Source organism: Paenibacillus sp. FSL P4-0176, assembly GCF_037975265.1.
Classification (GTDB): Bacteria; Bacillota; Bacilli; order Paenibacillales; family Paenibacillaceae; genus Paenibacillus; species Paenibacillus amylolyticus.
In genome coordinates, this window is record NZ_CP150242.1 from 2,937,839 (window position 1) to 2,956,730 (window position 18,892).

Annotated in this window: 17 protein-coding genes; 11 read left to right on the forward strand and 6 right to left on the reverse strand. The window is 47.0% G+C overall.

Going from position 1 to position 18,892, the window contains the following annotated elements:
- Positions 1-309 precede the first annotated feature (309 nt).
- The 5 genes from treC to MKY95_RS13660 all read left to right on the forward strand — a co-directional run bounded on the left by treC (position 310) and on the right by MKY95_RS13660 (position 5,862).
- Positions 310-2,031, forward strand: coding sequence for an alpha,alpha-phosphotrehalase (gene treC, locus MKY95_RS13640; RefSeq protein WP_036670620.1), 1,722 nt, complete (start codon positions 310-312; stop codon positions 2,029-2,031).
- Between the two features lie 28 nt (positions 2,032-2,059).
- A complete protein-coding gene (gene treP, locus MKY95_RS13645; protein WP_036670622.1) occupies positions 2,060-4,078 on the forward strand; it encodes a PTS system trehalose-specific EIIBC component in 2,019 nt (672 codons plus the stop codon).
- A 228-nt stretch (positions 4,079-4,306) separates the two neighbouring features.
- Positions 4,307-5,155, forward strand: coding sequence for a hypothetical protein (locus MKY95_RS13650; protein WP_036670623.1), 849 nt, complete (start codon positions 4,307-4,309; stop codon positions 5,153-5,155).
- Between the two features lie 162 nt (positions 5,156-5,317).
- The gene (locus MKY95_RS13655) at positions 5,318-5,581 is read left to right on the forward strand and encodes a zinc/iron-chelating domain-containing protein (RefSeq protein WP_036670624.1); all 264 of its coding nucleotides are present in this window, start codon (positions 5,318-5,320) and stop codon (positions 5,579-5,581) included.
- 77 nt (positions 5,582-5,658) lie between these two features.
- Entirely contained in the window at positions 5,659-5,862 is a 204-nt protein-coding gene (locus tag MKY95_RS13660) for a hypothetical protein (protein WP_017688872.1), read from the forward strand.
- Between the two features lie 130 nt (positions 5,863-5,992).
- On the opposite strand, the gene MKY95_RS13665 is transcribed toward MKY95_RS13660, so the two are convergent.
- From MKY95_RS13665 to MKY95_RS13675, 3 genes are all read right to left on the reverse strand, one after another.
- The gene (locus MKY95_RS13665) at positions 5,993-7,108 is read right to left on the reverse strand and encodes an AbrB family transcriptional regulator (protein ID WP_235193798.1); all 1,116 of its coding nucleotides are present in this window, start codon (positions 7,106-7,108) and stop codon (positions 5,993-5,995) included.
- 148 nt (positions 7,109-7,256) lie between these two features.
- Complete coding sequence (locus tag MKY95_RS13670) at positions 7,257-8,567, reverse strand: MFS transporter (RefSeq protein WP_036670625.1); 1,311 nt, start codon at positions 8,565-8,567, stop codon at positions 7,257-7,259.
- A 77-nt stretch (positions 8,568-8,644) separates the two neighbouring features.
- Positions 8,645-9,349 (reverse strand): O-methyltransferase, encoded by a 705-nt coding sequence (locus MKY95_RS13675; RefSeq protein ID WP_051449713.1) that lies wholly within the window; start codon positions 9,347-9,349, stop codon positions 8,645-8,647.
- A gap of 146 nt (positions 9,350-9,495) precedes the next feature.
- Between MKY95_RS13675 and MKY95_RS13680 the strand changes: the two genes are divergently transcribed.
- Positions 9,496-10,392, forward strand: a complete 897-nt coding sequence (locus MKY95_RS13680) for a LysR family transcriptional regulator (protein ID WP_036670626.1) — start codon at positions 9,496-9,498, stop codon at positions 10,390-10,392.
- A 127-nt stretch (positions 10,393-10,519) separates the two neighbouring features.
- Here MKY95_RS13680 and MKY95_RS13685 read toward each other — a convergent pair whose 3' ends face one another.
- A complete protein-coding gene (locus MKY95_RS13685; protein ID WP_076318115.1) occupies positions 10,520-11,236 on the reverse strand; it encodes a YoaK family protein in 717 nt (238 codons plus the stop codon).
- Positions 11,237-11,321: 85 nt separating this feature from the next.
- The gene (locus tag MKY95_RS13690; RefSeq protein WP_083669726.1) at positions 11,322-12,200 is read right to left on the reverse strand and encodes an alpha/beta fold hydrolase; all 879 of its coding nucleotides are present in this window, start codon (positions 12,198-12,200) and stop codon (positions 11,322-11,324) included.
- 245 nt (positions 12,201-12,445) lie between these two features.
- On the opposite strand from MKY95_RS13690, the gene MKY95_RS13695 reads away from it, so the two are divergent.
- Positions 12,446-13,189, forward strand: coding sequence for a GTP pyrophosphokinase family protein (locus MKY95_RS13695; protein WP_036608962.1), 744 nt, complete (start codon positions 12,446-12,448; stop codon positions 13,187-13,189).
- A gap of 6 nt (positions 13,190-13,195) precedes the next feature.
- Positions 13,196-14,431, forward strand: a complete 1,236-nt coding sequence (locus MKY95_RS13700) for a multidrug effflux MFS transporter (RefSeq protein WP_076318114.1) — start codon at positions 13,196-13,198, stop codon at positions 14,429-14,431.
- A gap of 138 nt (positions 14,432-14,569) precedes the next feature.
- Here the strand turns inward: MKY95_RS13700 and MKY95_RS13705 are convergent, their stop codons facing one another.
- Positions 14,570-15,220, reverse strand: a complete 651-nt coding sequence (locus MKY95_RS13705; RefSeq protein WP_076318113.1) for a hypothetical protein — start codon at positions 15,218-15,220, stop codon at positions 14,570-14,572.
- 422 nt (positions 15,221-15,642) lie between these two features.
- Here MKY95_RS13705 and MKY95_RS13710 point away from each other — a divergent pair, with 422 nt between their 5' ends.
- The 3 genes from MKY95_RS13710 (at position 15,643) to MKY95_RS13720 (ending at position 18,802) form a co-directional block, all read left to right on the forward strand.
- A complete protein-coding gene (locus MKY95_RS13710; RefSeq protein WP_143781008.1) occupies positions 15,643-16,641 on the forward strand; it encodes an ABC transporter substrate-binding protein in 999 nt (332 codons plus the stop codon).
- Between the two features lie 152 nt (positions 16,642-16,793).
- Positions 16,794-17,414, forward strand: a complete 621-nt coding sequence (locus tag MKY95_RS13715; RefSeq protein WP_036608732.1) for a flavin reductase family protein — start codon at positions 16,794-16,796, stop codon at positions 17,412-17,414.
- 233 nt (positions 17,415-17,647) lie between these two features.
- Positions 17,648-18,802: a type III polyketide synthase gene (locus MKY95_RS13720; RefSeq protein ID WP_076318111.1), complete on the forward strand. Its 1,155-nt coding sequence runs from the start codon at positions 17,648-17,650 to the stop codon at positions 18,800-18,802.
- Positions 18,803-18,892: the final 90 nt, after the last annotated feature.

Consider the following 18,892-nt stretch of genomic DNA (forward strand, 5'->3'; position numbering starts at 1 on the left):
AGTAAAAAACAGTAGAATACATTTAAAAAGTTCAACCAAGTTCAACCAAATTAGACCGTCTGTTGCCCGCACCAATGGTGGGAAGAACAGACGGTTTCTTGTTGTCTCAATACAGATATCATTGGGTTCACGAACGCAGGTTCCAAAATAAATGTTACAGAGGAAAGATTTATGGGGAATGTGTAGAAGAGGCGGAGAATATACATATTATAGTTTCAACTTGTATATACATGTTTACTTATGTAATATAGATATGAAGTTAGCCGAGAACATCACATAAGAGCATTACAATTTATTGGAGGCGTTAACATGAGTTCTAATAACACAACTCCGTCATCTTGGTGGAAGACATCAACGGTGTATCAGGTATATCCGAAGAGTTTTAATGATACAACCGGATCGGGTACTGGAGATATTCGTGGATTAACCGAGAAGCTTGATTATTTGCAGCATCTGGGTATCGATATTGTGTGGTTGCAGCCGGTATATGTATCTCCGCAGCATGATAATGGGTATGACGTAGCGGACTATTACCGGATTAATCCGGATTATGGAACGATGGAGGATTTTGACGAACTGCTGAAAGGTCTGAAGGCTCGTGATATGAAACTGATGATTGATATCGTGGTGAATCACTCCTCGACCGATCATGAGTGGTTCCAGCAATCCCGTTCTTCCAAGGATAATCCGTATCGGGATTATTATATTTGGAAAGATCCTGCTCCGGATGGCGGTGTGCCAAACAACTGGCAATCCAAGTTCGGTGGGCCTGCTTGGCAGTTCGATGAACAGACGGGACAATATTTCCTGACTTTATTTGATAAAACGCAGGCAGATCTCAATTGGGAGAATGAAGAAGTACGCAAAGCTGTACGGGATATGATCAAGTTCTGGGCCGAAAAAGGTGTGGATGGTTTCCGTATGGACGTGATCAACCTGATCTCCAAAGACCAGCGGTTCCCTGATGATGATGGTAGCGTGTCACCGGGTGATGGACGCAAATACTACACGGATGGACCGCGTGTGCATGAGTACATCACCGAGATGTACGATGAAGTATTCGGGCCTTACAACATGGTGACCGTAGGGGAAATGTCCTCCACAACACTGGAACATTGTATCCAATATTCGAACCCGGCTTCCCGGGAGTTTTCGATGACGTTTAACTTCCATCACCTGAAAGTGGATTATCCGAATGGTCAGAAGTGGGAACTGATGCCGTATGATTTCGAAGCGATGAAGCAGCTCTTTAGTGAGTGGCAGACAGGCATGCAAGCTGGTGGTGGCTGGAACGCGCTGTTCCTTAATAACCATGATCAGCCTCGGGCACTGTCCAGATTCGCCGATGATGGTGACTATCATGCCGAGAGTGCGAAGATGCTTGCAACAACGATACACGGCATGCAAGGTACACCTTATGTCTACCAGGGAGAAGAGATCGGCATGCCGAATCCGGTCTGGAATGACGTTAGCGAGTTCCGCGATATCGAATCAACGAATATGTACCGTTTGCTTCAGGAAGAACGAGGCAAATCCGCTGAAGAAGCATTCAACATTGTAAAAGAGCGTTCCCGGGACAACTCTCGGACACCGATGCAATGGAATGGAAGTAAGAACGCCGGATTTACTAGCGGAACACCTTGGCTTAAGGTGGATGAGCGGTATCCTTCCATTCACGTGGAACAGCAGCTGGCTGATCCAGATTCGATCTACTATCACTACCGCAAATTAATTGCCCTGCGTAAACAGGTTAACGTGCTGATCGACGGTCTGTATGAACGATTGGATGATGCACACCCGAATGTATTCGCGTACGCACGGACCAATGGAAGTGAAACTCTGATTGTTGTATCCAACTTCAGTAAACGAGACGTCACGTTCTCGCTTCCGGAAGCGGTCTGGAATGATCACATTGCAGGCAAATCAGCAGAGTTACTCATAGGAAATACGGAGGCAGCCCCTGTGCTGACGCAGGAAATCTCTCTCAGTCCGTATGCATCCTATATGTGGCTTGTGCCACAACAGGACTAATCACATTTTATAAATAGGAAGTGACACTATGGCAATCGATAAAAAACAGGTTGAGGAGATCGTCCGGGCTGTCGGTGGCAAAGAGAATATTGAAGCTGCTACACACTGTGTTACACGACTCCGTTTTGCCTTGTACGATGAGAGTAAAGTGGATACTGAAAGTCTGGATCAGAATGATCTGGTCAAAGGACAGTTCTCTTCCCAAGGACAATTCCAGGTCGTTATTGGGCCTGGTCTGGTGGATAAAGTCTATGATGAGATGATTCAGATTACCGGGGGAGATCGTTCTTCCAAGGATGATGTGAAGGCGGCTGCTGGTAAAAAGCAAAATCCAATCCAGCGAGCGATTAAAACACTCTCGGATATCTTCATTCCGATCTTGCCTGCAATCATTACGGCAGGTCTTTTGCTCGGGATTAACAATATTCTGACAGGCCCAGGCATTTTCTTTGATGGAAAATCACTGGTGGATGTTTATCCAGCCTGGAAGGATCTTGCGTCCATTATTAATACAATCGCAAGTACAGCCTTCACGTTCCTGCCGGCTCTAATTGGTTGGGCAGCTGTAAAAAGGTTCGGCGGCAGTCCGCTGCTCGGGATCGTGCTGGGTCTCATTCTGGTACATCCCGATCTGCTGAGTGCATATGGTTACGCTGATGCTGTGAATAATGGCACGGTGCCAACATGGAATCTGTTCGGTTGGGAGATTGAGAAGATTGGTTATCAAGGGCAGGTTCTGCCAGTACTGGTATCGGCCTATCTGCTTGCGAAGATGGAAATTTTCCTGAATAAAAGGGTACATGATTCGATCAAACTGCTGGTCGTTGCACCAGTTACGTTGCTGATTACCGGATTCCTGGCATTTACGATTATTGGACCGGTTACATTTGCTATTGCAAATGCAATTACATCCGGCTTGATCTATGTATACGATTCATACGCGGCGCTGGGTGGTCTGATCTACGGTGGTCTGTACGCTTTGCTCGTTATCACCGGTATGCATCACACGTTCCTCGCGGTGGATGTTCAGCTCATTGGTAGTCAGGGCGGTACGTTCCTGTGGCCGATGCTGGCATTGTCCAATATCGCACAAGGCTCGGCGGCACTTGCGATGATGCTTGTCCTGCGTGAAAAGAAAATGAGAGGACTTGCGGCAACGTCTTCGGTATCGGCCTTCCTCGGGGTAACTGAGCCGGCGATCTTCGGAGTGAATATCCGTTACCGTTATCCGTTTATCTTTGGTATGATCGGTTCCGCGATTGGTGGTGTGCTGCTGACGATGAATAATGTTCAGGCAACCTCCATCGGTGTAGGTGGTGTACCTGGATTCCTGTCGATTTTCCCTGACAAATGGGGCGTTTTCTTCATCGGCATGGCGATTGTCTTGGTTGTACCGTTTGTACTGACCGTCCTTTTTGGCAGAGCCAAACTGAGAAAAGAAGATCGTAGTGCAAGCAATGAAACCGTTGCTGAGCCTAAAGCGGCTACATCGCAGTCTGCTTCGGGTGTTACCTCTTCAACTGCAAAAACAGATCCAAACCAGCGCACACGTAGTGCAGCTCAAGTAGGAGACGAAGCCGTGAATACACTGGAAATCATGGCGCCTTTAACAGGCCAGGCCGTGTCACTGGAGCAAGTACCAGATCCGGCTTTTGCCGAGAAACAGATGGGTGAAGGTGTAGCGATTGAACCTTCTGGCAACGTTGTTGTTGCTCCGTTCGATGCTCAGGTAGCTCATGTAATCAAAAGTAAACATGCGGTGATTCTTGAACACGCGAGTGGATTACAAGTTCTGATCCATGTCGGGATTAATACAGTATCCCTCAAGGGTGAAGGCTTCAACATGCATGTGGAAGCTGGCGAACATGTAAAAGCTGGACAAAAGCTGTTGGAGTTTGATCGTAAGGTAATTGAAGATGCGGGATACCCGCTGATTACACCGATTATCATTCCAGATGGTCAGGATATGGTTGAGCGGGTGGAAGTCACGACAGGTGATGTTACATCTAATCAAAGCGGTGTGTTGAAGGTTCACCTGAAAGGTTAATTGAATACAACAACAAGAAGGGGCTGCGTGATGTGCAGCTCCTTTTTGCTGTATGATCGTTATTTTCATGACGATCATGGTAAACTGTATATAAAATGGAAGAATCACATTTTTAAAATAATGGTGGTTGGAAAGGTTCTTCTGACAAAGCAAGCTTCAGGCATGTTCGAGTCGTGGCGTTCATATGGTGGAGAAAGAGATCCTAGTCAATCGATGAGGAGGAGAGCCATGACACGTATTGCGGTGATGGTCATTCACGGGCTGGGTATGCGGAAGGATGGGTACGCGGACAAGCTGATTGCTTGTTTGCATAAGGAATTGGACAAGGTGATGGTCTTGCCTGGAGCCACTAAACAGATGCTGGATATCGAACCTGTATATTGGGCGGATGTATTTGAGGAGCGGGAAGAGGCACTTTTTCAACAGCTCGTCAGCTCTCCGGGATTGAACTTTCAGGCGTTGCGCCGATTTGTCATCCACTACCTAGCTGATGCGGTTGCTTATCAACCGGTGGAAAATCAAGGCCATAACTACGATGCCGTACATCGAACGTTGAATCAGGCGATGCATACCCTTGCACAGCGTAATGGACCGGAAGCTCCGCTCTGTGTGGTTGCCCATAGTTTGGGTGCCGTAATCGCCAGTAACTTCTTCTACGATCTGCAATATCCCTCCAGTCGTGTGCCTGAGGTTGTGGATGTGAACTCGGCTCTGGAGCGGGGGGATACGCTGACCAATTTTTACTCCTTTGGTACAACCTTGCCCTTATGGAGTTTGCGTTACCATGACTTTAGTTGTCCAATTCAGGTGCCCTCTTCCCATGTGAATCAGTACTATGCTGGGCTGGAAGGGGAGTGGGTGAACTTCTACGATCGGGATGATATTCTGGGTTATCCATTACGCCCCATTGATCCCGCTTATGAGAAAGCGGTCAAAGAAGACATTGAAGTGAACTCTGGCGGCGTGGCTATGAGTTGGAATCCGCTAAGTCATGGGGGGTATTTTTCCAATCGAAGCATGAATCGGAGAATTGCTCAGGGGCTGGCTCGAACCTGGACCTGGATAAATCGCTCATAATATCAGAGGTAGTTCAAAAAGTCCGCTTTTGATTACGAAGGATGCCTTATGGCATCATCAGTATCGAAGATGGAATTCATCCCATCTTCTTGGTACTGAAAACCGGTCTTTTTGAACACGTATTGTAAGTAATATAAGTATTAAAATTAGGAGGGAATATGTATGGAATGCAGGACAGGCTGTGCCGCATGTTGTATCGCGATTTCCATATCATCACCGATACCGGGCATGGCTCATGGCAAGCCGGCAGGTGTACGTTGTGTGCAGCTTACCGATGATAATCGCTGCGGAATTTTTGGCCAAAAAGATCGTCCTGCGGTATGCAGTGGATTGCAAGCTGAGGAAGAGATGTGTGGTAGCACCGACCAAGAAGCCTTTGATATTCTAAACTGGTTGGAGCATGAAACCGCACCGAAGGTAATATGAGTGGGTTGTTTTAATGAATTGGGATAATTATACTTAATAGGGAAGAAGGTTGATTAGAGAGAGGAGACGCGAATACAATGGGGCTTGTTAAACGTTTTGTATTGGTTGTAGTGAATATGATCGGAGAGTTATGGATGGGGTTTTACCGACGTAACTCGGATTATTATGACCATCAGACTTCGGAGTCCAAAAGTAAGATTGGCTATTATGCATTTATTATTGGGGCAACAGTGGTTACGGTGGGCATTGTAGGCTGGATGTACAACCGAATTTATTCATAAGACATCATTATGCTTAAAATTGAATGAGGGCCAAATGTTGAAGATGAGTCTGTACAAATAAAAGAGAGTATCCGCAGGATGTGACATCAAATGGATACTCTCTTTGTCATGGAATCGGGGCGAAATATGATCATTGAAGTGAGGGATCTGCTTTCTTTTCTTTTAACATATGTACAAGAATCATCTTCAGTACGGAAGAGACGATGAAAAAGATAAACAGGATGCGGAACAATTGATACCCGGATACAACCGAAAGATCGGCATTCACTTCATGTGCCATGATACTCATCTGATCCATCCCGCCAGGGGCCATACTGAGTAGTGAGGTTGCCGCGGAGAGGGAGAACACATTCATTAACAGATAACTCAATCCAAGCGCACCAACAATGAGCAGTACACTACTCATCACCGCTAGCGTGACTGTCTGTGTCTTGCGTTGCAACTGTTCCGGCTTGAGCATCAGTCCAACGTGACTGCCAATCATCAATTGCGATACGTTTAAGAGTGAGGTTGGCAGACTGGGCGTATGCATCGTTGTGCTTAATTGAACGACACACATGACAATCATGGGACCCAGCATAAAGGCCGTCGGAAATCGGAGTTTGCGTGCAACCCATGCACCAGCTACACAGAGCGGAGCATAGAGAAGAATCTCGGGAAAAAGGGTACCCCACGTTGCTACGTCAATGAACGGATGATCCAAACTTCCACCTGCGGTACCTTCAAACCACGGACTGAATAGCAGGAACGGAACACAGAAGACAATCATGATCAGCCGAGTCACCTGCAAAAAGGTAACCAGCGTCAGATTGATAGATTTCATCTCTTCTGCGAGGGACACCATCTGGGATAGTCCTCCTGGAATACTGCCAACCAGCAGGGAGGGGAAGTCAAAGTCGGTTATCTTTGAAGCGATGTAGGCCGTAATTACACACAATCCGATTAACAGCAAGGTCATCAGAAGCATCATGGGAAGTTGTAGCAAAATGCCGTGCAGTGCCTCTTTAGTTAAGGTGAGTCCAATCGAATAACCAACAATCAGAATGCCATAGTCCCGAATGGAGGCAGGCCACATGAGCGGCCATTTGGCGACTTGGGAGCCAAGCAGCATAAATACCATTGGCCCGAGCAACCACGGGATCGGTGTATGAATGACTGTGAACAGCAATCCGCCAAGAACAGAGACACCCAGACTAAGAAAAAACCGAAAGACAACGTGGGAACCAAGCTTGCGCATCAGTTCCATCCGTTTAGCCTACCGGTTGAATGAGGTGGTATGAGATTCAGGTATGCATTCAGGTTTAATGAAGGATTCATGTTCATGTGTGATCACTCCTGATGATGAGATACGTTGCGTTATCTGCGGAACAACCAGACTGCTAGTGTTCAACTCATTAAGATCCTGAGAGAGCCGTAGCGGAAGGTTTGGGTTCTCTGAACATTACAAAGTACATCAGTGATGAAATAACGTATAGACAGCCTGTGATGCTGAAAGTGATCGCATAACCCCAATACGTTCCGTACGTGGTGACCAGATAGGATTGAACGGGTCCCATGGTCGCCCAACCAATCATGAACGAGGTCTGCATCAGTGAATTGGCAATGCCGCGGCGTTTGTCCGAGATCCGATCCACCAGTATGGCTGAATGAATGGGATTGGCTGCGTTCATCAATGCTTGTCTGAACAAGAAACTGAGCGAAGCGATGAACAACAGATTGGTGAAGCCTGTTAATAGAAGGAAGGGCAGCGACATGACCTGGAAAATGACAACGGCTCTTACGCTTCCGACCTTTGCCGCCAAGGTAGGACCAATCAGCATCGATACAATCGTCATAATCTGACCAAGTGCAATCAGTAAGCTCATGCCGCTCAGAGAAACCGAGAACCGATTGGTGAAATACAGATTCAGATACGGTACAACCAGTCCGGAACCTAATCCAATTAACAACTGAGTCACTATAAACTGACCAATCAGTCGGGAATCTTTTTTCTTCGTGATCGAATCGTCCGTGCTTGGGATATTTGTTGAACTTTCTTTTAGCTCCTCATTGGGTTGAAGAACGGGTTGCGCCGGAATGGTTGTCTGCGGAGCAGCCTTGCCTTCGGTTACAAATAACAGTGGAATAAATGCAGCTAGTGTTGCTGCACCACCGACAAATAAAACCGTCTGCAATCCGGTCACCTTGGCGAGTCCTGCCGTATGTAACAAATCTGCGAATACACCGCCACCCAGGCTACCAAGCACCTGGGAAGCGAGCACAAGAGATGAATAATAACTGAACATCTTCAGCCGCTGGCTTTTCTTGACGTTTTCCGCCAGATAAGGAATGGCCAGTACTTGGAATACTCCAGCGAAAAGGCCAGAGAATACCGCGAACCAGATCAGTCCTGTAGCCGAATAATCGAAGGAGCGTCCGATCAGAAAGATTCCGCTGAATAACGCCCCGGTAATGAGTAATCGCTTGCGGCTGAACAGATCACCGCATAGACCGATAGGAACAAACATAATGGCTGTTGCGAGTGATTGAATACTTACAATTTGGCCGTTCATTGTATCATTATAGCCCAGACCCTGAATGTACAGATTATACAAGACAGAGAACATACCATTTCCGATCTGATACAGAATGCTAGCCAGGAAAAACAGTTGAATATTGCGGGACCAGCCGCGAATTTCATCATTAATATGTTGTAAAACTCTCAAGTGGTTCCCCCCAGTCTGCCTGTGCAGTGATTCCAGTTTAACAGGAAAGGGGAATTTGCGGAAGAATTGACCACTGTTTATTTTGGTTCAGGGGCATCAATCACACGAGCAATGACGAATCCATCGTAACCTTTGCTACCGACCGTTTGCAGTGCTGTAGCTTCAAGTCGAGGGTGATCCGCGATCAACTGCAGGAATGATCGAACGCCCTGAACTCTGGGGTCTGTGCTGTCTGTGCGGATCACTTCACCGTCCCTGACGATATTATCACCAATAATAAGACTCCCCGGCCGAGTCAGTCGCAGGGCCCATCTCAGATAATCGGGATTACTCGGTTTGTCAGCATCGATGAAGATCATATCAAACGGTTCCCTGTATTCTTCCTGAACATCGGGAAGGGTGGTTAGGGCAGGACCAACTCTCAGGTCAACCTTGTGCATCAGTCCTGCTCGTGTGAGATTGGCCCGGGCCAAGTCTGCATGGTGTGATTCGGATTCCAGTGAGACGATGCGTCCGTGTTCAGGCAGCGCTCTTGCCATCCAGATGGTACTGTATCCACCCAAAGTGCCGATTTCAAGTACACGGGATGCGCCTTGGATTTGCAGCATGAGCTGAAGTAACTTTCCTTGATTCGGTGTTACGTCATGAGCAGGGAGTCCAGCTTCGGTATTGCTTTGCAGTGTATGTTCCAGCAGGGAATCTGACGGAATCAGCAGATCATTCATGTAGTCGTCGACTTGAGTCCAGGTATGCTGTAGGTTCGTCGTATTTATATTTTTCATGTTCACATGTTCCTTTCCTTGTTCCTTGTTCCTTGTATTGGATTTCATATTTCAACTATAAATGGAGCAGATATATAAATAAAATATATATTATGTATGATAATATAACTTTAGATTATGTAATTTGACGTGGAAGAGGTGTAAACATGAATCTGCATGGATTACGATTATTTCATGCCATCGTGAGATATGGCGGGGTCACTCGTGCCGCAGAGGAACTAAATATTAGTCAACCTGCGGTATCTTCTCAGGTGAAGAAGTTTGAACGTGAATTAGGAATCCAGCTTTTTGTTTCGGAGGGAAGAAGACTGGTGCTTACGGATGCGGGGATACAGTTGACAGGTTATGCGGAACGTCTGTTCATGCTGGAGCAGGATGTCGAGAATTTTGTGCAGGATTTTCGGGAGGGCAAGAAAGGACTGATCCGTCTTACGGCAACCTACTTGCCTTCAAATTTTCTGTTGCCGGGCTGGATTGCTCGGTTTAAGCAAATGCACGAGGATGTGGAGATTGTTGTGAGCACAACCAACACCCGGATGGCTTTTGACCAATTACTTCGTTATGAGGCAGAGATTGCAGTGTATGGTGGAAGTGGCATTACACATGCAGGTGTCCAATGGGATGAATTGTTTGACGATGAGATGTGGTTTGTTGTGCACCCTGACCATCCGTATGCGGGAAAAGAAATCGAGCTGCATGAGATGATGGCAGAACCGTTCATCATGCGCGAAGAAGGCAGTGCTACACGTGAGCGACTCGTTTCCCTTTGCACAACAAATAACCTGGCCGCTCCCCGCATTGCGCTTCAGTTCAACGGGCTGAACGAAACGATTAGTGCGGTGAAGGCAGGTTATGGGGCCAACTTTATATCTTCTTTGGTTGTGAACGAAGATGTGCAGCAAGGCAGGCTGGCACGTGTATTTGTTCGAGGTGTACAGCTGAGAAATACGGTTGCCGTATGTACACGAGCCGGGGAGGTATTATCACCTGCTGCACAGCATCTGGTCAAGCTTATCCGCCAACAAGCTGCTTTGATGAAATAAATAGCGTGATTGTACTTAAAACAATTTAAAGTACGTGTTCAAAAAGACCAGTTTTCAGTATCCTAAAGCGGACTTTTGAACAGCCACTTGAACATGGACAGGTTACTTCTTCTACTATTAACTTTTATTAACTTTCGCTTTGTTGTGAAGTTCCCCATGCATGTAATCGGGCGTATAGGGTTACGCCGCCAATGATCAGGACAGGAATCCAGACTGCAATCATGGGCACACGGTGGAATAACAATGCGGCTGCAATGACGCCGATCAAATAGATGACAACAGCACCTGCACGAAGGTAGGAATCTGTGGACAAGGCTTTGGTTAACGATCGGATATTGGCATGTCGCAGCTTTTTGAGGATGCTCACGGTATCCTCAACCACAGCGGCCAAATTATTGGTGAGCACGGTTGTTGAGATGCCAGCAATGCCAATGCGGCGTGCCGCAGTTGTTTGCATCCCCATTGCAACGGCTAGGATGACAATTAACAGATAGGACAGTTGTTCTGAAAATGGACTAATCATGGCGATCGCGAACAGCAGGAGCAATATGCTTTCAACAGTAAATACAGCTGTGACCTTAGAAGACCAGCCATTTTTGGTCTGCACAGGTCCAACCATATGTGCTGCAATGGCATTGCCGGCAATAAAACCGATGAGAGCAAGCAATGACCGCAGCACGACAAATTCCTGAGCACGGGCAATGGCAATACCCAACAAAACAATATTTCCCGTCATATTGGCTGTGAGCACATGCCCCAGTCCCAGATATCCGATCAGGTCCACCATTCCGGCAGACATACAGAGAAGCAACATGGCGTATTTTTGGAGGGTGCTTTGATTCATCCTATCCGTCCTTTCAAAAAACGTAGCTCCTCCAGTATACAGCCATAACCCATGCATCTTCAAAATGAAATTCATCGCGCAAGACTTAAGGTGCAGCGAGCCAATCAAACATATTGTTCACCGCTGACTCATGTATTTTCTCGTGAAAATGATGATCCTGCCCGCCATAAGCGTGAAATGTGACGTCTGCACCTCGCCGCTTAAGCCAGTGATACATTCGGGTTCCGTGACTATAATTCACTTGTGTATCTGATGTACCATGCATGATCAGCACGGGACAAGATAGTTTGTTCGCTTTCGACAAGGGAGAACGGGCGAGATAAGCTTCTGGAACCGTGCGTGGGGAACCACCTAGCACCCGTTTCAATGTGCGCCTCAGGTCGGTTCGCTCATGGTAAGTGCGTTCCACATCGGAGACACCGCTCCAAAGAACTAACTTATGTACTTTGTCCGGTCCCTCATTATAGGCAGTTGCGGTATGTACAGCATTAATGGCTCCACGGGAGAACCCCATTAACGATATCCGAGTCGGGTCGGCAAAAGGCAAACGTTGCACTAACCGGTAAGCGGCATGCACATCTTCGGCATCTTTCCCGCCATACTCGTCACGACCCTCACCGCCTTCGTTGCCACGATAGGATGGGGCGAACACGATATAACCTTTATGTACAAACTGCTCAAGCCAAACGGTATTTACCCCGCCATAGCTGCCAAGTCCGCCGCGACAATAGATCAGCACAGGCCATTGTTCCTGTGTGTGTGCGATATCATGCATTCTGGCAGAAGGGTAATGGCTGGCGAGTGGTTGCAAATGTAGAGATGTATGTATGGAAGCAAATTCCGGAAAGGCAGAGGAGATAGAGCCGGGATGAGAAGTTTCATATGTCGTGATATCAGGTAATGAACACCCTTGTGGCAGGTATAAATAAGCTTTAACCCGAAGTGTATCGGATGAATACGTCACTTGATAGAGCAGGAAAATCAACCTCTTTCATCGGTAATAACAGGCCAAATGACAGGGATGCTTCTATAGGATGCGCGTAAAATAAGTTCCCATACCTTCCAGGCTGAATCGCCAGCCCAAATGTGAGAAATTCGTTTATTGGCTCCATATGATTTATAATGGTTCAGGAGACCTGTGGATTGACCGCTTGTTCTCATATTCATAAAACTAATTTTAGTGTGCAGAAAGAAAGGGAGAAAGCCATGATGAACGCCCCACATCCAATCGATCAATTCAAGAAATTCAAATATGAAATTACCAGATTTATGATGATTTATAAATTTGCTCTGGATCAAATGGAGACCAAGATTGAAGTCCTGAAGGAAGAATTCCAGTCTCTGCATGATTACAGTCCAATTGAGCATACAAAGTCCAGACTGAAATCTCCTGAGAGCATTATGAACAAGATGTTCCGCAAAAATCATGAGTTAACGTTTGAGAGCATCAAGCAAAATATCAAGGATATCGCCGGGGTGCGGATTACATGTTCTTTTATCTCGGATATCTATCGCATTAAGGATATGTTGTGCAACCAGAGTGATCTGCGTGTACTGGAGGTCAAAGATTACATCGAGAATCCAAAGCCAAACGGCTACCAAAGCCTTCACCTTCTGGTGGAAGTGCCTGTGTACATGTCCAATGGCGAGGAACGAGCATGTGTGGAGATCCAGATCCGTACAATCGCGATGGATTTCTGGGCGAGTCTGGAGCATAAGATTTTTTATAAATACAATAAGGATGTTCCCGAGCATTTGACGAGAGAGTTAAAGAGTGCGGCAGATTCGGCAAATGCGCTGGATCAACAGATGGAGCGACTTCACCGGGAAATTCAGGAGATTAAGGACGCCGATAACGAGCGGGATGAAGAAGAATTGCGCCGTATTATTATTAACAATCAGCAGTTCACACTGCCGTCCAATCTGCTCAAACTGCTGGGTAGCGGGGAGTAGTACTTGATGAAAAGTACAACAGCTTCATTGGACACAAACTCTACATCGCGTGTGCGAATGGCATTAATTCTGGGGACGCTGTCGGCCTTTGGGCCGTTGTCCCTGGATATGTATTTACCCGCATTGCCCACGCTGGCTGATGAGTTTGGTTCATCGACCTCGTATGCTCAACTCAGTCTGACGGCATGTATGATTGGACTTGCGGTTGGACAGTTGCTTGCCGGACCTCTAAGTGATGTACGTGGTCGGCGAACACCGCTCATTGCAGGGCTTGTGCTCTATACGATCGCCTCCATACTTTGCCTGGTCAGCCCGACGATGGGCTCTTTTGTTGTGCTACGGTTCATTCAGGGTGTAGCTGGAGCGGCAGGGATTGTCATCTCGCGCGCAATCGTCAGAGACGTATATTCGGGCCCGGAACTGACACGGTTCTTCTCCCTGTTAATGCTGATTAACGGCGTAGCCCCGATTGCTGCACCAATCATTGGTGGACAATTGTTGACGTATACGTCGTGGCGCGGCGTGTTTATTTTGCTCAGCCTTATAGGCATAATGACGCTGTTGGCTGTCATTTTCGGTCTTGGAGAGACATTGCCTTCCAACCGCAGATCAAGCGGGGGATTGAAACAGACATTACTTACGTTTCGTCAAATCGCAGGGGATCGTCAGTTTATGGGTTATGCGTTGACCCAGGGTTTCGTAGCGGCTGGCATGTTTGCCTACATATCCGGTTCGCCGTTTGTGCTTCAGAAAATATACGGGGTATCCCCGCAAATGTTCAGTGTATGCTTCGCCATTAACGGGTTAGGCATTATTCTGGCCAGTCAGATTGCCGGCAGACTTGCAGGTAAGGTATCTGAAACCCGGCTGTTAATCGCGGGTCTACTAACCGCGGCGCTCGGAGGAACATCTCTGCTCATCGCCATTCTGGCTGGAGGTAATCTAATCTCTGTACTGATTCCGCTATTTTTGGTGGTATCCAGTGTTGGGTTGGTCAATACCGCGTCCTTTGCCTTGGCGATGGCCAATCAGGAGAAGTCGGCAGGCAGTGCTTCTGCGCTTATTGGTGTGATGACGTTCCTGTTCGGTGGTATTGTCGCTCCACTCGTAGGTCTCGGAGGAGAAGGCACAGCTGTGCCAATGGGAATCGTTATCGCGTGTGCTGATCTCGGTGCCTTGGTGATTTACTTCCTAATGGTCAGTAGAGGCAGGAAGCGCCAGAACGATCAAGTGTTGAGTTAAAGGTACTGATTCTGAACACCTTGCGTTTATGGAGTCTTAAAATAGTGTAAAGTTACTTTGGGTTCAAGAACGAGCAAGAGCCTCACTTGGAAGGAATTATGCTTCCAAGTGAGGCTCTTGCTGTAGGTAAGGACAAGTTTAGCAAAGCGCAAACAAAATCTGTGTATTGGACAGTATACCTGGCGTGAGGAATGGATAGAAGTACCCCACCACAAAACCAAACAGATTAATTGCAGGCCACATCAGGTAGACATCATTGTATGTGAAGACAAGGGACCATCGGTTGTAGCAAAAGTTGGGCAGCGCACGTTCTTCGTTATCTCGTGGTGCCGCTGCACCAGTCTGTGCAAATTGCACAGCTTGAGTGAGACTTTGCGGCTGTTGCTGGAGGAAGAGCGGGAGCAGACCCGGGCTGCTTTTGATCAGGTTATACAGAAAAAGCATTTCTGCCGGAGGCTGACCTACCGGACGAGGATAGGCACTAAGCAGGGTGGGCAGATTGCCTTGAGTCAATTGCGCAGGTACGCCTGGTGCTGTACCCGGGATTGTACCTGGAATGCCTCCGGGGATATATGGACCGGGTCCTCCGCCTGGAATGTATGGAGGATAGGAGCCTTGACCGCCAGGTATACCCGGAAACGTCGGACCACCCGGTGTGCCGACACCGCCACCTCCTGGGAACAGGGGAGGCAATTGAAAGGAACGGTCTTCTCCATAATTTAGATAAGGGTTATATTCGTAATACATGTACAGAACATCCTTCCTGTCGTCGTATTCTGCATTCAGCATATGGCGGCATCCGCCTATATGTGAATGCCGTCAAGAAGATTTTATATGATCTATATAGTTGAACTAATCATTTACACAAAACAGAGAAGATAGAAAAAACCTGAAAAAGCGAAGCGGTCGCATTTATCACCGGATTTTCCCTTAGAGAAAGGGGAATCTATAAAATCTGGGGATAACAGCGATTGGAAGGTTGTTCTATCATCGTAGTGTCAGTGTAAACAATCTGTAGTTCAACTTTATAGCGCAGAGCAAAATCGAATTGACAACTGAACTGATAACAATTATCATTGTCAATGGAATCGGACAAATGTACATACGGATATTATATGTATCAATAATAGTTTCAATATTTTTGAACATTGAAATCTGTCACAATAGCGCCGAATAAGTTTTTCATAATGAATTGAAAGGGGATATATCAAGTGTTTAAGAGAAATAAAAAGATGATCATGCTTCTAATGACGGTGATGGTTATGTCCATCTGGTTGGCCGCGTGTGGAGCGAAGCCTGCAGAGAATGGAGCAGCAGGAGAGAACGATACAAAAACGGAGACTGAGACACAAACAGAAGCTGCTACAGAGCGCACATTAACAGATGCAATGGGACACGAAGTAACCATCCCGGCTAACCCTGAACGTGTCATCGCGTCTTATCTGGAAGACCATCTCGTTACACTCGGTGTTAAGCCAGCGGCACAGTGGTCCATCAACAACGGCAGTGGTTTGCAGGATTATCTGCAAACCGATCTGAATGGTATACCTGGTATTGCAAGTGATCTACCTTTTGAAGCCATGGCCAGTTTCTCACCAGACCTGATTATTATGGGTTCTGAAAGTACAGTTGAAGGGGAGAAATACGAACAGTACAACAAAATTGCCCCTACTTATGTACTCGGAGATGAGGTCAACAAGGACTCGCGTCAGGCTCTGCTCAAGATCGGCGAGCTTCTGAACAAATCGGATGTAGCGCAGAAGGCGCTTGACGATTATGATGCCAAGGCAAAGGAAATCAAAGAAAAAGTAACTGCTGTTACTGGAGGAACAAAGTCGGCCGCAGCGTTATGGTTATTCAATAACAAGTTTTATGTTGTAAGCAACAATGTTTCCAGTGGTGAAGTGATGTACAACGAACTTGGACTTGCAGAGCCTAATGTTGTGAAGGAAGCATCTGCGAAGGCAACGGGTAACTGGTCTGAGATTTCATTGGAGAAGATCGCGGAAATGGACACAGACTATCTATTCCTGGTGAACAGTGACAAGGGAGCAGGCTCAGAAGCGCTGAAAGATGCCGTATGGCAGAGCATTCCTGCTGTAAAGACAGGTAATGTCTTTGAATTCACCCGGTCCAGTAGCTGGTTGTACAGCGGAGTTCAAGCGAACCTTCAAATTATGGAAGACATTCTGAACAGCATTGTTAAATAAGAAAAAGCATGTTCGTACTTCCTGGTGCAATCGCACCAGGGAGTTTTTTTGTTAATTCAGCATTTTACGTTATATAATAAATATGAGTGTGTTATCGTGTCCTGAAGTGAAATTGACACTTGTTACACGAGCATGGAAGGGGATATTTACATATGTATACATTGGATCCGCGTGAAATAACGGGAAGAGACAACTATAAACTGATGAGTGGTTCGGTGGTACCACGTCCAATTGCTTTTGTGACGACACTTTCAGATAAGAATGGTGTAATTAATGCAGCGCCTTTTAGTTTCTTTAATGTGGTTAGTTCGGACCCACCGCTGTTATCCATATCCATTGCACGTAAAGACGGTATCATGAAAGATACTGCGCGTAATGTGCTTGCTCATCAAGAACTGGTCGTGCATATCTGTGATGAAGCAATCATAACAGAAGTGAATGAGACAGCAGCCATACTGGAACCCCACGAAAGTGAGCTTGAGCGGACAAAACTGACTACAGTGCCAAGTACCAAGGTTGCTGTGCCAGGAATTCAGGAAGCACTCATTCGGATGGAGTGTGAGCTGTATCAACACATTCCGATCACGAATGATGAGGGCAAACCAGTGAGTGACCTGCTGCTGGTACGCATTGTACAGTATCATTTCAGCGAACAAGTCTACAATCCGGACAAGGGCTATATCCTGATGGATCATTTGAAACCAGTCAGCCGACTGGCGGGTAATGATTATGCCAAGCTTGGGGAGAGATTCACGATAATTCGGCCTGAATAGTTCTGACAGATCGAATATGTAATATAGGAACGGGTTTAATCCGGTATCAAAGGCGGACAGCACGTGCGAAACTCGCATAAGTTGTCCGCCTTTGCTTGTTAATATGAACATAAACAGGACAGGTAGTGAATAGACTTGTACTATATCCTGCACACATGTCATATGAACCTATTTTATATATAGGTTGTTTAAAAAGCCTACTTTTGAACACGTACTATAAGGGGGTTAAGCCGATGAACCAGCTTGAGGCAAATACTGGGGCAAGTATTATGGGAATAGGAACGGCGTGGCCTGCCCACCGTATTGAGCAAAAGGATGTGTCTGCCCGTCTCGCGCAAGCGCTGGAACATGAGCCGGATGCGAGAAGGTGGGCCAAACGAATCTTTAATCAGTGCGGTGTGGAGACTCGGTATACGTGTGAACCGAATCTGCTTGAGCCTGTTGATTCTTGCCGATATTTACCCTTTACCAATGCGGACGAGGTTCCGACTACATCCGAGCGTGTGGGCAAATACAAAGCTGCTGCTGTTCCACTTGGTCTCGAGGCGGCCGGACAGGCCATTCAGGATGCAGACGTAACCTCCTCGGAACTTACACATCTTATTACGGTGAGTTGCACGGGGCAATTCCTGCCCGGACTTGATGTTCGGCTGATCCAACAGCTTGAACTGTCACCGCAGATCAACCGGATTCCACTGGTGTTTCAGGGATGTGCAGCCGGTCTGAAGGCGATTCAACTGGCGAATTCCATTGTAACGGCAGATCAGAAGGCTACAGTTCTCATCGTGTGTGTGGAACTATGTACACTTCACTTTCAGCCATCTGCCAAACGGGACGACCTGTATGCTGCATCTTTCTTCGGAGACGGTGCCTCTGCCTGTGTTATTGGTGCGTCCGGAACAGACCGCAATGAATGTTTTCGACTAGGCCGAGGGCACTCAACGCTGCTCCCGGATTGTGCAGAAGAAATGATCTGGGAAGTCGGCAATACAGGCTTTGATCTCTACCTGTCACCACAGATTCCGAAGCTGCTTGGTTTGCATCTCGGTCCAGAGGTAGAACGGTTGCTGGAGGGGAGCGGTTTACCGGAAATATGGGCGATCCATCCGGGAGGCAGAGGCATCGTGGATGCCGTTCAGAAGCTGTATCAGTTGACAGATGAGCAGGTCTCCTACAGCCGAAACATCCTGCGGGATTATGGCAACCTGTCGTCCGTGACGATTCTTTTTGTTCTTCAAGCCATCCGCGAGGATTACAGACAGAAGGAAGAGCATTCCAGTGGGATAGCGCTGGCCTTTGGCCCGGGACTGACAGCAGAGTTACTTCCTTTTACATACATCCCTGCCCCCATAGCGAACAGAACACCTGTGAATCATGGCATCCAATAGTTCGCGAACCCGAGTGAAGGAGATATACACCGCAAGTGTATGAATGTGCTTATGATCTTACCCTTACCGATGAATATAATCGAATGACTA

Coding starts and splice junctions, on each gene's coding strand:
- treC (WP_036670620.1), top strand. CDS start 310: ATGAGTTCTAATAACACAACTCCGTCATCTTGGTGGAAGACATCAACG.
- treP (WP_036670622.1), top strand. CDS start 2,060: ATGGCAATCGATAAAAAACAGGTTGAGGAGATCGTCCGGGCTGTCGGT.
- MKY95_RS13650 (WP_036670623.1), top strand. CDS start 4,307: ATGACACGTATTGCGGTGATGGTCATTCACGGGCTGGGTATGCGGAAG.
- MKY95_RS13655 (WP_036670624.1), top strand. CDS start 5,318: ATGGAATGCAGGACAGGCTGTGCCGCATGTTGTATCGCGATTTCCATA.
- MKY95_RS13660 (WP_017688872.1), top strand. CDS start 5,659: ATGGGGCTTGTTAAACGTTTTGTATTGGTTGTAGTGAATATGATCGGA.
- MKY95_RS13665 (WP_235193798.1), bottom strand. CDS start 7,108: ATGGAACTGATGCGCAAGCTTGGTTCCCACGTTGTCTTTCGGTTTTTT.
- MKY95_RS13675 (WP_051449713.1), bottom strand. CDS start 9,349: ATGAAAAATATAAATACGACGAACCTACAGCATACCTGGACTCAAGTC.
- MKY95_RS13680 (WP_036670626.1), top strand. CDS start 9,496: ATGAATCTGCATGGATTACGATTATTTCATGCCATCGTGAGATATGGC.
- MKY95_RS13685 (WP_076318115.1), bottom strand. CDS start 11,236: ATGAATCAAAGCACCCTCCAAAAATACGCCATGTTGCTTCTCTGTATG.
- MKY95_RS13695 (WP_036608962.1), top strand. CDS start 12,446: ATGAACGCCCCACATCCAATCGATCAATTCAAGAAATTCAAATATGAA.
- MKY95_RS13700 (WP_076318114.1), top strand. CDS start 13,196: ATGAAAAGTACAACAGCTTCATTGGACACAAACTCTACATCGCGTGTG.
- MKY95_RS13705 (WP_076318113.1), bottom strand. CDS start 15,220: ATGCTGAATGCAGAATACGACGACAGGAAGGATGTTCTGTACATGTAT.
- MKY95_RS13715 (WP_036608732.1), top strand. CDS start 16,794: ATGTATACATTGGATCCGCGTGAAATAACGGGAAGAGACAACTATAAA.
- MKY95_RS13720 (WP_076318111.1), top strand. CDS start 17,648: ATGAACCAGCTTGAGGCAAATACTGGGGCAAGTATTATGGGAATAGGA.